This window comes from Desertivirga xinjiangensis (assembly GCF_024436435.1).
Classification (GTDB): Bacteria; Bacteroidota; Bacteroidia; order Sphingobacteriales; family Sphingobacteriaceae; genus Desertivirga; species Desertivirga xinjiangensis.
In genome coordinates this window covers 44192-56841 of the sequence record NZ_JAFMZP010000012.1, presented here as the reverse complement: position 1 = coordinate 56841, position 12650 = coordinate 44192, and the positions used below count along the sequence as shown (strand labels likewise).

Sequence of the window (12650 nt, the reverse complement as noted above, 5' to 3'; positions counted from 1 at the left end):
AGGTTTACTATATTTACGCCGTACTGTTTCGAATTTTGATGAAGACACCTTATCTTTTTTTATTGGCCCTTGTTTTAATTTTTACCTGTAAGGGATTAAGGGGACAAACTATGATACTGAAGAATTTCATAGTAAAAGAGAACCTGTTGAAAAATGATAAGCTTGCCATTATCGCCGCCGACAGTGCTGAAAAGCCAATGGAGGAAATCTCAGGCACTTTTTTGTTTAATATAAACGGTTTTAAACAGGAATTGAAATTTCATGAGGGGGTCGCTGTAGCTCCGCAACCCATAGAAAAATCTACCTTCGTTTATTTAAAACATATAAACGACAGTACTACTACAGCGAAATTGTATTATGTACTAAAAAAAGAAAGCGGTCTCAATCCTGTTAAGATCAGTTGGCAGATGCTAATATTGATTCCTCTCCTTCTGATCATTATCGGAAGCATGTTTCGTAAGTTTTTGGTATTCGCGATAATAATTCTTATTGGAATCTTCCTTTTCAATTCGAGTAACGGGCTAAATATCCCAACATTTTTTGAAACCATTTTTGATGGACTCAAGTCATTTCTCTAAATTCTGTTTCGAATCGTTACATTAGAACGGCATACCTATGCCGAAATTATATTGCAAAAAGCGGTATCTGTCGGGATTGTGCGTCTGATAGTATTGCTCCTTAAATTCGTTGTTTTTAAACAGATGTTTAATTACCCACTGATCACCGTCGCCAAATTGCGGATCTTTTAGCTTGATTCCCACATCGAACCTGAACACAAAATATTGCAGGTCGAATCGTAGACCCGCTCCTGTGCCAATAGCTATTTGTTTGAATAATCTGTTGAGTTTTAATTGTGCATTACTTTCAATATCCCGGTTCGGCAGGGCCAGTTCGTTCAGTCGCCACACGTTTCCAAAGTCAACAAAAGTGGCCCCCTTAACTTTTGAACCAAAAAAGCTTTCTATGATCTTGAAGCGATACTCCAGGTTACCCTCCAGTTTAATTTCGCCAAACTGGTCAAGGTTGGTGAACTTCCTGCGGGTGTCTGCGTCCTCCAAAAATGCCCGGTCGTAGTTACCGGGCCCCAGGGTTCTTGCCTGCCATGCACGTATACCCGTAGATCCGCCCGCGTAGAAGTTCCGTTCGAAAGGTAGTTCCCTGGAGTTACCGAATGGATACGCTATACCGGGATTCAGCCTGGCTATAAACTGCCGCTCACCGCCCAGGGTGCGATATATCCTGAAATCGAACTCCGTTTTGGCATATTGAAGATAAGGCAATCCAAACAGAGTTCTGTCGCCATTGCTATCTTTCGGGAGTTTCAGGGTGTTGGCAAGCAAAGCAAGTGTATTTCCTCCCATATCCACGAAAGTCCTGAAATAAATAAAGTTCTCGTAGGTGTTCAGCCTGATATTGTTCAAGGTGAAGCTGTATTGGGTACCAAGATTAACATAGCGCCTGTCGTTTGTGATGATGTAAAGCTGATAGCCGAGACTATCCAACGTATCCCTGAAAGCAGTCTCCAGGCGTCCGTCGCGGTATTCTATACTTATGGGAGTAAGGCTATGTAACTTATACCTGGTTTCTACCCAGTTATAGGTGATAGAATTAATGAACAGTCGGTTAGAAAAAGAGCCGGGCTGATCAAATAACTGAAGACTACTGGAAATGGTAGTTCTTGGTACACCATGACGTCCTAACGAGGGAATTGGAAAAGGAGACAATAACTTAGGGAACACCAGGTTTGCACCAATTTGTATATCTCTGCTGAATACCCGGTTCCAAAGCCTGCCACTGAGACGGGAGTCAAATAACACTCCATAGCGAAACTTAATATCGAGCTGCTCTGCGCCGCGAAACAGGTTACGGTTAGTGTAGGTATTAGCAATATTAAAACCGTTCCGTCCTGAATTAAATGTATACTCCCCTTCTATCCGGTTACTCATTCGCTTCAAGGGAGTGGCTTCAATAGTAACATCCAGGGCTGTGGTATCATCCTTTCTTTTAACGAAGTCGATCTCTACGTTCTTAAATATGTTCAGATCATAAAGGCGATCGTAGGTAAGATCGCGCTTGTCGATATCAAACAGGTCGTACTTCTCAAAGAAAATATATTTTGAGAGTATATTAAATTTAAAGCGCCCTGAGTGATCTTTGAAATAATACTGAGAATCCAGAACAGCCGAATCTATAGGGCGGCGGCTGCGCCCCAAACGGCCTTCGCTGTTCCTTATCCTGAATGAAGTATTATTGATCTTATAAACCTGGTGTTTGTCGCGATTAGGAGGATTATCAATTATCATTTTTACATCGACCTGGCTGGAATTTAGATTGCTGTCGGCAAAGCCACGCATATATTGCTGCAGGTAATCGTAATATCCTTTTCTCTTTAATACATCGAAAAGCTGTTTGCTTTCATTTTTAAGCGAATCTTCGTCATAACGCATACCAGGGCTCAGCTTTGTAAAAGAGGCTCTGTTCTGTTCGTAGATGTTTTTGACAGCTGAATCCCCTGCTGTATAAGTATAATTTCGAAGTTTAAAGGCAGGTCCTGGATTTGCAGAGAAAGTGATATAGGCTTTTTTACGTTCAACCTTGATCTTGCTTTTAACCTCCGCTTTAAGAAATCCCTTAGTTTTCAGGAACTTTTCGACTTCATTACGTGATATTTCCACCAAAGGTGTGTCGAGAATATGAGGGGCTTCACCTATGTTCTTAATCCTGTCAGTGCGATACTTCCCATTTTTTGTATTGAACAAATTATACAAACCAAGATTAAGGCGTGAGTTGGGTTTAATATCCTGCTGAATATAGATATAGGCCTGTTCAGAGAACTGCTTATCAATGCCTGCCAATTCCACTTTCCGTACAATTGCCTGATTCTCTTCCAGGAAACGGGTTGTGGAACAGGCAGAGAATATAAATAGTAAAAGCAGTATACTTGCAGCGTATAAATAATTAACGTTAAAATATGCTTTCAAAATCGCAAATCAGTTTTGTAAATGCATTACATCATAAAAAACAACGAAAAGAGCATGCTCTGTTCATTACAGAAGGTATTAAATCAATAACTGAATTTTTAGACTCTGATTATACCGTTGACACTATTTTCTGTACTTCTGAACATTTTCAAAAGTTTAGCAAAATAACACAAAAAGTAAAACTTCTTGAAGTTACAGAAAATGAACTAAAAAAAATTAGTACCCTTACCAGCCCGCAACATGCACTCGCCTTAGTTCAGATCCCTAAAAAAACCCATATTGATGCGGAAAGTTTTAAAGGAAAGTTTAGTTTGGTATTAGATGGGGTGCAAGACCCGGGGAATCTTGGAACTATTATCCGTACTGCCGAATGGTTTGGATTTTCGGTCCTCATTTGCTCGCCGGATACCGTAGAGGCTTACAATCCTAAGGTTGTACAGGCTACTATGGGCTCACTTTCCAGAATGAATGTGTATTACACCGATCTTTGTGCATTGTTTGACCATTATAAATTACCTGTGTTCGGTGCTTTACTAGAAGGGGAAAATCTATATCAAACTAATTTTGAAAAGGAAGGATTCCTGGTTTTAGGAAATGAGGGCAAGGGAATATCGGAGGCTGTGGTCTCAAAAATCGATCGCGCAGTAACGATTCCGCGGTTCGGAAAGGCAGAGTCTCTGAATGTTGCGGTCTCTGCAGCGATCTTTTGTTCCGAGTTGAAAAGAAATTCTTAAAATTTATTGGTCAAACACTAAAAATTACTATTTTTGCATTCCTTTAAAACAAAGGGTCGGATGGCCGAGTGGCTAGGCAGAGGTCTGCAAAACCTTCTACAGCGGTTCGAATCCGCTTCCGACCTCGGGATAATTAGTATTATAAAAAGAAAACCATGGGAGTTACACGTTTAAAAAGAAAAGACAGAAAGAACAAAACTGTTTCACGCCTGGAAGTTCAGTTTCTTAAATTAGGACGTAACCTTGAGATAGGCAGCCGTTCAAAGGAATCTGCAAAAAGCCAGATTGTAAAAAACAACGAAGTTTTAGCTAAGATTGAAGCTCAGGCAAAATAATTTGTCTTCAGCATATAAAAAAGCCCTGTTACTGTAACAGGGCTTTTTTATTGTCATTTGGTTAAGGGTTGGCAAGCAATCCTTTATTAATGTTTTTTACTATTCCGGGGCCTTCGTAAATAAAACCCGTGTAGACCTGTATTAAAGAAGCACCCGCATTCAATTTTTCAATCGCATCTTTAGCAGTATGCACTCCTCCTACCCCAATGATCGGGAAAGATTTATTAGATTTCTCGGATAAATAACGGATCACCTCTGTTGAACGCCTGGTCAAAGGCCTTCCGCTAAGTCCCCCTGCCTGAGATTTCAATTTCTCAGACGAGTAAAGTCCATCCCGCGAAAGGGTGGTATTAGTTGCGATAATTCCGGCTATACCGGTTTCCTGCACAATCTCAACAATGTCATCCAGCTGGCTGTTGGTCAGATCGGGAGCTATTTTGAGCAATATAGGGCGGGAAATATTATTTCTGGAATTACGCTGCTGCAAGGTATTCAGAATATTTTTTAACGGGCCTTTTTCCTGTAATTCGCGTAAGCCCGGCGTGTTGGGTGAACTTACATTCACAACAAAATAGTCTACCACATCAAACAGGGCATCAAAACACTTTATATAGTCACTTACCGCCTCTTCGTTCGGGGTAAGTTTGTTTTTCCCAATATTACCTCCTATGATGAGACCATTACGTTTGATCTGCTTTAAGCGGTGAACTACCACATCAACACCCTGGTTATTAAAACCCATGCGATTGATAAGGGCTTCATCTTTCGGGAGACGGAACATGCGCGGCTGATCGTTCCCTGGCTGCGGCAACGGTGTAACTGTGCCTACTTCAATAAAGCCGAACCCAAAATTTGCGAGGTCTTCAACCATGGAAGCGTTTTTATCGAAACCGGCGCCTAAACCTACAGGGTTTTTAAACTTCAGACCAAACACTTCCCGTTCTAACCGCGGATCTTCAATATGGAAAGCCTTTTTCTGAAGGGAGGCTACCCCCCATACCCGGTTAAGTGTTTTTAAAGCCGAGGTTACAAAATGATGGATATCTTCTGGATCGAAGCGAAAGAGAAGGGGCTTAATTAGCTGATACATGAGGCAAAATTACATCACAGGAAAGTATTTACAGGTATGTTTTTATCATTTATTATTTAAGACATATTATGTACTATTGCCGGATTATGGAAACTGAACTGAAACTGGTTAGCACAGCCGACGGCAGCAATACCATCTGGAATGAACAGATCGGAGAACATTATCATTCAAAACACGGCGCTTTACAAGAAAGCAGGCATGTTTTTCTGGCTTCAGGATTGCATTATTTTCTGGAATGGAACAGCGCAAATACTGTTAACATACTGGAGGTTGGGTTTGGAACAGGCCTCAATTTTCTATTGACGGCCGATTACTGCTCCAGCCGTAAGATCTCACTTAATTATACAGGGATCGAAGCCTTCCCATTGAGCGATGAGCTTATCATAAGCACAGGATATGAAGCCTTTGTGGCTGATGATACATGGCAGGCATTTAAGAATCGGTATGCAGCGGCATTGGCCTCACGTACCGATATTGGAGAAAACTCCTGGTTAGAAATCGCTCATACGGAACTTTTAAAATTCGGCACACAGCAATCCTATGATGTACTGTACTTTGATGCCTTTGCTGCTATTCACCAGCCTGAAATGTGGACGGAAAACGCGTTGGCTCATTGCTGCCAGTTTTTAAAAAAGGGAGGCGTGTTTGTAACCTACGCCATTACAGGAAATTTGAAGCGAATTATGAAGGCACTCGGATTTGAGATTGAAAAAGCACCAGGAGCTCCGGGTAAAAGGGAAATGCTGAGAGCGGTCAAATTGTAGGTGAAAGAGCAGAGCCTGGAGTAAAGCGTTAGAGCCGAGACGTCGGGCAGGAGAGCTTAGGGTGCTATTTATAGTTATAAGTGATGAGTTGTAAGTAAAAGTTTAAATTCGAGAGTTAAAAAGTTGAAGGTTTGAAAACATAATCGTATTTTCGTAAACCATCGCATATTGCAGGAGGGGGAGAACAATACACAAGAGGACTAATGTTTACGTGTCATATAATTGACAGCGATATCGATATTTCAACGCTGTCAGGCTTTATTTCGTTGGTTGAACACATTACTTTGATTGGTTCATCTGAAACACCAAAGGGACTTCTTGACAGATTTATTGTAACCAAACCCGATATCATTTTCATCAGTATTGATCTTGCCAGGCAGTATCCAACCGATGTGATTCAATACAGCAACTTTTCATCAGTGATCATTACAGGCGAAAATGAAGCATATGCTTATGAAGCTCTTGAACTAAATGCGATCGACTACCTGATTAAACCAGTGGAGTATTCAAGCTTCCTTAGAACAATAATCAAGTCCAAAAAGATCAGATTCAGGGAGATGGAGAAAAGTTTGCGATTACTAAGTGATCCCAACGACCACTTTTTCATAAAGAAAGACTCCAGCGGAAAAAAGTTTGTCAAAGTAAAATACGATGAGATCATCTATGTAGAAGCTTCACTAAACTACATTTCTCTTATTATGGAACAGGAAAAGCACCTTGCTTATCTCACTATGAAAGAGATCGAAGAAAATCTTCCCTGTGAAAAGTTTATCAGGGTGCATAAATCATATATCGTCAACATCAATAAGATCAGGGCAGTTGACGGTAACCAGGTGTTCCTGAACAATGGTGAAAGAATTATTATTGGAGCATCTTACCGCAACAATTTCCATCTAAAGCTGAACGAAAGGCTGTTAAAAACAAAACGCAATATTAACAGGCCGGGCGAGGCTTTTATTGGGTTTTAACGGATCAAACGGAAAAGTTCGGGCTTTTCTTGGATCAAGTGGAAAAGTTGGGGGCGGCTAAGCGCATTAGTGCCAAACTTTTTAAAACGGTCGTCATGCCGAATTCAATTCACTGTTGTCCGGTAAATCTTCAATAGATAAGAAAAATCTGTAATTTGAGTGTTTGCGACAAGTTTTATGTCTTAAATCCGATTTCCAAGCCCCCTAATTTGAGTTGTCCGCCATTGTCAATTGTTGCGGACAGCCGTTCGGGGTTATTCAGGAAGTCAAAGAGACGGATGTAACTCATCAAATGTAATCTGATGATAGAGGTCAGATTAGAAAAAGCCCATTTCCTTTTGAGTTGTACCTGTACCAGCTTAATTAGCAGATCGGCAATAAAAGCACACCATATCTGGATCTTTATGGCGTTTTCATTGTCGCCAAGGAAGTATCTGAGCGGAAAGTTCTGTTTGATTCTTTTAAAAAGTATTTCGATGAGCCATCTTTTTTTTATAAATGTCAGCTATCGATTCTGGTGGCAGGGAAAAGTTGTTGGTCAGGAACTCAAACGTTCTGGCGGACTCTTTGTCGAAAAAAGTAACCAGCCGGACCTTTAGCTTTATACCTTCTTTTTGTGTCCGTGTTCCTTGCAGAAGTGCTTTATCTTCTATTACGCCCAGTTCCTTACTATGTTCGCTTAATTCATTGACAGCCTCCACTACATAACGGGCATCTTTTTTCTGCCTGGTAACGAAGAATACACCTTCCTTACAGAATCTTTCATATTGAGAATAGTTTACATATCCTTTATCAAAAACGATGAATGATCCTGGTTGCAGGTGTATCTCTTTTAGAAAAGGCATGTCATTGGCGCTGGCGGCAGTAAAGCTTACCTTTAAGGGCACATCGTCTGCAGCGTTGATCAAGGTGTGGACTTTGATACCGCCCTTTCTTCTGCCATCGGATTTACCAGGACTTGGCGCGTTCAATATCCGCTGAAACAAAGTGATGGTCGAAGAGTCGGCAATAAAAAGTTTAGGGTCTATCCGTAACCGGCTGTCCGGTAAAAGATGCTTATGACGACGATATAGCTGCTCATAAACATCGGCAAATACCGCAAAGCTTCGCCTGGCATTGGCATCACATAAAGTACTTCGTGCCGGACATTTAACAATGCCGGTATGGCCGAGTTTATGCAGGCATGCCTGCATGCCACTGACAACCTCCCGGCTACTGGTGCATTTATTGAAAGCGCAATACAGCATCGTTACCAGGTGTGTATAGGTGTCGAAATAACGATAGTAACGGTCATGGTCACCGCGCCTGGCTATCGATCTTATTCCATTACGGTCAAGTAAACTTAATAGCTGGTTCAGCACCGGCTGTCCGGTAAAAAAAGTATTTTTGCCCATGTTGAATATTTAAGTGTCGTAACTCAAATATCAACAACAAAGGGGTAGCAAAAAACTACCCCTTAACTTTTATCAAAAAAATCCTTTACCGGACAACAGTGAATTCAATTCGGCAACTCTTGAACTATAAAGGACATGCTTAAGCAAGAGGTCCTGAAACAAGTTCAGGATGACGAAGGAAAGAACATCCCCCCAACTTTTCCGCTTGATCCCTTTTCTTGGCGCACGCGTGCCGTGTGCCTTAAGATACCATAAGCGCAAAAAAAGCTGAATACGTTGTATTCAGCTTACCCAATTAACCAGTATGCATTAATTTTATTTAGATAGATGTATAAGGTTTAGGAATAAGGTTTAGGCCTCAATTTCTTCTTTCCTTCTCTCTCCAACCGCCCCTAAGGCTTTTGCAGAATAGCTACTGTTTAATGATACAAACATCCATAAAGCCCCTGAATAAAAAAAAAGATTTACATCAACACTGCTTTCTACAGGATGAAACTGCGGAAGTTTTACACAACCGTAATTGCTAAATCACATTCCACACCTTTTTCTGGCAATTATTTGACGGGAATCATGAAAAAACAGCATTTAATTTAAAATGCTAAAGGGATTTGTATTTTTGTGAAACTAGGGATTGTTCTACAACATCCGCACAAACAAAAAAACAATTTAGAAGATGCCAAAACGCATTAAAATAAAAGATCTATTAAACTCCACTGATTTTGGACAGACCATTACGGTAAAGGGATGGGTAAAGACCTTCCGTAACAACCAGTTTATAGCTATTAATGACGGTTCTACTATTAATAATATACAGGCAGTTGTTGATTTCAACACCACTGAAGACAGTTTGTTAAAACGGCTTACTACAGGTGCGGCAGTTTCTGTTACCGGGCAACTGGTCGAATCACTAGGTAAAGGTCAACGTGTGGAGGTGAAGGTAACGGAATTGGAGATCCTTGGAGACAGTGATCCCGAAAAGTTTCCGTTACAACCGAAGAAACATAGCCTGGAGTTTTTACGTGAGATTGCTCATTTGCGTTTCCGCACTAACACTTTTAATGCCGTATTCAAAGTTCGTCATGCACTGGCATTCGCGGTCCACAAGTTTTTCAACGACCGCGGCTTCGTTTATATGCACACTCCTATTGTGACAGGTTCTGATGCTGAGGGAGCGGGGGAAATGTTCCGGGTATCGACCATCGACTTTGATAACATTCCGCGTAACGAGGATGGCTCGGTAAATTTCAAAGAGGATTTCTTTGGCAAACCAACCAACCTGACGGTTTCTGGTCAGTTGGAAGGAGAGCTGGCGGCTATGGCTTTTGGTGATATTTATACTTTCGGCCCAACGTTCAGGGCTGAAAATTCTAATACCACACGCCATCTTGCGGAGTTTTGGATGATTGAGCCGGAAATGGCTTTCTATGATCTGAATGACAATATGGACCTGGCTGAAAGCCTGCTGAAGTATGTGATCCGTTACGCTTTAGACAACTGCACTGAAGAACTGGAGTTCTTAAAAGGCCGTTTGCAGGAAGAAGAAAAACAGAAACCTCAGAATGAGCGCTCTGAACTGGATTTACTAGCAAAACTGAACTTCTGCCTGGAAAATGATTTCGAGCGAATCACTTATACTGAGGCTATCCAGATTCTTAAAAGCTCAAAGCCTAACCAGAAAAAACAGTTTAAATATTTAATTGATGAATGGGGAGCTGACCTGCAATCGGAACATGAGCGTTTTCTGGTAGAGAAACACTTTAAGAAGCCGGTTATACTTACAGACTACCCTGCAGCGATCAAGGCATTTTATATGCGCCAGAATGATGTGGATGCCGAAGGTAGAAAAACTGTTCGGGCTATGGATATTTTGTTTCCTGGTATCGGAGAAATCGTTGGAGGTTCTCAGCGTGAAGAGCGTTTAGAACTGCTTGAACAACGCATGGGTGAAATGCATATTCCTGCTGAAGAACTCAGCTGGTACCTGGATACCCGTCGTTTCGGAACAGCGCCGCATGCAGGCTTCGGGCTAGGTTTTGAGCGATTGGTATTGTTTGTAACAGGAATGACTAATATTCGAGATGTAATTCCTTTCCCACGAACGCCAAAGAACGCTGAGTTTTGATCATCAGCGAACAAGATAAGAAAGGCCCGGAGAGATATCTTCCGGGCCTTTGTATTTCTATTGTGTGAGTCACCACGTGACAGGTAGCTGATAGTGAGCATGCAGGTGTCAGAGATAATGGTCAGGCAAAAGAAAGGATCTTTTTGTACTGTGCACATCACGAATAATGGAAACAATAATTTATACAAAACGGCTTGCTCTGCGTGAAAGTGGTTCACATTAGAAACTACAGAATGGCAAATGGCATTTGGCTTGTACAACACTGTACAAACCTAAGGTTATGCTTTTACTTAAATTTCGAAAAATATTTACCAGCAGAGCAAAAAAAGGTTCTTTGTTTTTCCCGGGATCATGCTGCGCTGAAAAAGTAATAAATTATTCCGGGGCAAGCAAAACCCAAAACGAGACTGCTCTTCCCCAATACATTAAACCTCTGCTCAGCTTCATACTTGTTGTCGTTTTTTTTAATACAGCTAAAGCTCAGCTTATCACCAGACATGTGTATGTCAAGCTTTTACACAACAAAGAAATTGTTTCTTCAAATAGAATTCTTAAGAAGGACGTGAAGATCGGCGATACCATTGCGGTCTCGTACAATCCGAAAGATCATTGGTTCAAGTGCAACAAAAACCATAAGTCAGATACTTTAGCCATAGTTAAGAGTAAGCGGTATGAATGCAGGGCAGCTGTGGTGGTCAGCAAAGCTGCGGCCAGATCTGCCAGCGATCCTATGTTGAATATGTCGTTATAAAAAAGGAATCAAATTTTATCAATTTAATTCCTTTTTGTTTCGGGAGTCTGGAGACTCCTTTTCATTTAATAATCCAGAGAGCTCCTTCGGAACTCTCTGGACAGAATTGGTACCGCGTGTGCTAAAAGCGCCTAAACTCGCAGAACACCACCTCATCAATTTTTAATCCTTAAATATCTCTTGGAACTGTAAGGATAGTTTGTTCTGCCGGAGTATTCCTGCCTGCAGAGTTCTTTGTTTTATGGCCGGAAACTGCATAGTAAAGGATATATAAGTAACAAGGCAACATGCTCCACAAGAACGCAGGTTGAGTACCCATGGATTCCTCAAGAGAAGCATATATCTGTGGCAGAATAGCACCACCGGCAATACCCATCACTAATAAGGCCGAACCCAACTTGGTATACTTTCCGAGGCCTTTTATAGCGAGTGGAAAAATAGCTGGCCACATAAGTGAGTTAGCCAGACCAAGCAGAGCTATAAAAGCAATACTGGTAAAGCCTGTAGTTAAATAAGCAGCAATGGTAAATGCAACTCCAACTATTGCCGAAATCAACAGAGCCTGCTCCTGTTTAACGTATTTAGGAATGGCTATTATTCCGATAATATAACCCACTACCATTGAAGCCAGCGTGTATGAAGTGAAAATTTTTGTTTGATCCAGGCTCATGCCTAAAGATTTGCCATAAGTTCCAATCACATCCCCAGCCATCACTTCAACACCCACGTAAAGAAAGAGACAGATCACACCAAGATTAAGGTTCTTGTATTTAAAGATGCTTGACTTCGGCGCAACCACGGCTCCGCTTTCGTCGATATCATCCTGATCCGTGTTGATCTCTGGCAAAGATGAATATCTAACCAGTAATGCAAGCACAATCAGAACTGCTGCGATAATGATATAAGGCATAATAACCCGGTGTGCCAGATCGCTCAGCAATATTTCCTTTTGAGCCGGATCGGTGATCGTGGTGAGCTGATTTTCAATAGCCTGAGCACCTTTTAGTACAAGGGCGCTTAAAACTAGCGGACTTAGTGCCCCGGCTATCTTATTACAGATACCCATAATACTGATCCGCTTGGCAGCACTTTCTATCGGACCTACCACAGCAATGTACGGATTAGATGCTGTTTGCAATAGGGATAAGCCCATCCCCTGCACAAATAATCCTACCAGGAACAATGGAAATGTACGAACCATAGCCGCTGGCACAAAGATCAAGGCACCAATTGCCATTACAAAAAGCCCTAAGGACATCCCGTTTTTAAAGCCCGTCTTCTTCAAAATAAATGATGAAGGTATTGCTAAGAAAAAGTAGGCCATGTAAAAGGCAAAAGTTACCAGTAGGGCTTGCGAGGTATTTAATTCACAAGCCAGCTGAAGAAATGGAATCAGCGTACCATTTAACCAGGTGACAAAACCAAAGACAAAGAACAAGGCACCTATAATTACAATAGGATTAATTGCTTTCTTCTCTGTTTGCACTGCTGCGGATTGAGGTGTAGACATA

Annotated in this window: 11 protein-coding genes and 1 tRNA gene; 8 read left to right on the top strand and 4 right to left on the bottom strand. The window is 41.4% G+C overall.

The genetic code is table 11. The annotated features are described in order from the left end of the window. The first annotated feature begins 110 nt into the window (after positions 1-110). Positions 111-578 (top strand): hypothetical protein, encoded by a 468-nt coding sequence (locus tag J3P37_RS21100; RefSeq protein ID WP_256013609.1) that lies wholly within the window; start codon positions 111-113, stop codon positions 576-578. A gap of 21 nt (positions 579-599) precedes the next feature. On the opposite strand, the gene tamL is transcribed toward J3P37_RS21100, so the two are convergent. After that, complete coding sequence (tamL, locus tag J3P37_RS21095) at positions 600-2981, bottom strand: translocation and assembly module lipoprotein TamL (RefSeq protein ID WP_256013606.1); 2382 nt, start codon at positions 2979-2981, stop codon at positions 600-602. On the opposite strand from tamL, the gene J3P37_RS21090 reads away from it, so the two are divergent. The 3 genes from J3P37_RS21090 (at position 2972) to J3P37_RS21080 (ending at position 4050) form a co-directional block, all read left to right on the top strand. After that, a complete protein-coding gene (locus J3P37_RS21090; RefSeq protein ID WP_256013603.1) occupies positions 2972-3715 on the top strand; it encodes a TrmH family RNA methyltransferase in 744 nt (247 codons plus the stop codon). The two genes, tamL and J3P37_RS21090, sit on opposite strands and share 10 nt — an antisense overlap. A gap of 54 nt (positions 3716-3769) precedes the next feature. Further along, a tRNA-Cys gene (locus J3P37_RS21085) sits at positions 3770-3840 on the top strand. Between the two features lie 30 nt (positions 3841-3870). Then, entirely contained in the window at positions 3871-4050 is a 180-nt protein-coding gene (locus J3P37_RS21080) for a spore protein (protein WP_256013600.1), read from the top strand. Positions 4051-4111: 61 nt separating this feature from the next. Here J3P37_RS21080 and J3P37_RS21075 read toward each other — a convergent pair whose 3' ends face one another. Beyond that, positions 4112-5140: a quinone-dependent dihydroorotate dehydrogenase gene (locus J3P37_RS21075; RefSeq protein WP_256013597.1), complete on the bottom strand. Its 1029-nt coding sequence runs from the start codon at positions 5138-5140 to the stop codon at positions 4112-4114. Positions 5141-5226: 86 nt separating this feature from the next. On the opposite strand from J3P37_RS21075, the gene mnmC2 reads away from it, so the two are divergent. After that, positions 5227-5904, top strand: coding sequence for a tRNA (5-methylaminomethyl-2-thiouridine)(34)-methyltransferase MnmC2 (gene mnmC2 / locus J3P37_RS21070; RefSeq protein WP_256013594.1), 678 nt, complete (start codon positions 5227-5229; stop codon positions 5902-5904). Between the two features lie 203 nt (positions 5905-6107). Then, on the top strand, positions 6108-6872 hold the full coding sequence (locus J3P37_RS21065) for a LytR/AlgR family response regulator transcription factor (RefSeq protein ID WP_256013591.1): 765 nt from the start codon (positions 6108-6110) through the stop codon (positions 6870-6872). 461 nt (positions 6873-7333) lie between these two features. Here J3P37_RS21065 and J3P37_RS21060 read toward each other — a convergent pair whose 3' ends face one another. Then, positions 7334-8266, bottom strand: a complete 933-nt coding sequence (locus J3P37_RS21060; protein ID WP_256013588.1) for an IS4 family transposase — start codon at positions 8264-8266, stop codon at positions 7334-7336. Positions 8267-8939: 673 nt separating this feature from the next. Between J3P37_RS21060 and asnS the strand changes: the two genes are divergently transcribed. After that, positions 8940-10388, top strand: coding sequence for an asparagine--tRNA ligase (gene asnS, locus J3P37_RS21055; protein ID WP_256013585.1), 1449 nt, complete (start codon positions 8940-8942; stop codon positions 10386-10388). Positions 10389-10668: 280 nt separating this feature from the next. Next, on the top strand, positions 10669-11139 hold the full coding sequence (locus tag J3P37_RS21050; RefSeq protein ID WP_256013582.1) for a hypothetical protein: 471 nt from the start codon (positions 10669-10671) through the stop codon (positions 11137-11139). A gap of 169 nt (positions 11140-11308) precedes the next feature. Here J3P37_RS21050 and J3P37_RS21045 read toward each other — a convergent pair whose 3' ends face one another. Beyond that, positions 11309-12649: a sugar MFS transporter gene (locus tag J3P37_RS21045; RefSeq protein ID WP_256013580.1), complete on the bottom strand. Its 1341-nt coding sequence runs from the start codon at positions 12647-12649 to the stop codon at positions 11309-11311. Position 12650 lies beyond the last annotated feature (1 nt).

What these genes read in the sequence shown, in the direction of transcription:
- J3P37_RS21100 (WP_256013609.1), top strand. Translation starts at nt 111, where the DNA reads ATGATACTGAAGAATTTCATAGTAAAAGAGAACCTGTTGAAAAATGAT.
- J3P37_RS21090 (WP_256013603.1), top strand. Translation starts at nt 2,972, where the DNA reads ATGCTTTCAAAATCGCAAATCAGTTTTGTAAATGCATTACATCATAAA.
- J3P37_RS21080 (WP_256013600.1), top strand. Translation starts at nt 3,871, where the DNA reads ATGGGAGTTACACGTTTAAAAAGAAAAGACAGAAAGAACAAAACTGTT.
- J3P37_RS21075 (WP_256013597.1), bottom strand. Translation starts at nt 5,140, where the DNA reads ATGTATCAGCTAATTAAGCCCCTTCTCTTTCGCTTCGATCCAGAAGAT.
- mnmC2 (WP_256013594.1), top strand. Translation starts at nt 5,227, where the DNA reads ATGGAAACTGAACTGAAACTGGTTAGCACAGCCGACGGCAGCAATACC.
- J3P37_RS21065 (WP_256013591.1), top strand. Translation starts at nt 6,108, where the DNA reads ATGTTTACGTGTCATATAATTGACAGCGATATCGATATTTCAACGCTG.
- J3P37_RS21060 (WP_256013588.1), bottom strand. Translation starts at nt 8,266, where the DNA reads ATGGGCAAAAATACTTTTTTTACCGGACAGCCGGTGCTGAACCAGCTA.
- asnS (WP_256013585.1), top strand. Translation starts at nt 8,940, where the DNA reads ATGCCAAAACGCATTAAAATAAAAGATCTATTAAACTCCACTGATTTT.
- J3P37_RS21050 (WP_256013582.1), top strand. Translation starts at nt 10,669, where the DNA reads ATGCTTTTACTTAAATTTCGAAAAATATTTACCAGCAGAGCAAAAAAA.
- J3P37_RS21045 (WP_256013580.1), bottom strand. Translation starts at nt 12,649, where the DNA reads ATGTCTACACCTCAATCCGCAGCAGTGCAAACAGAGAAGAAAGCAATT.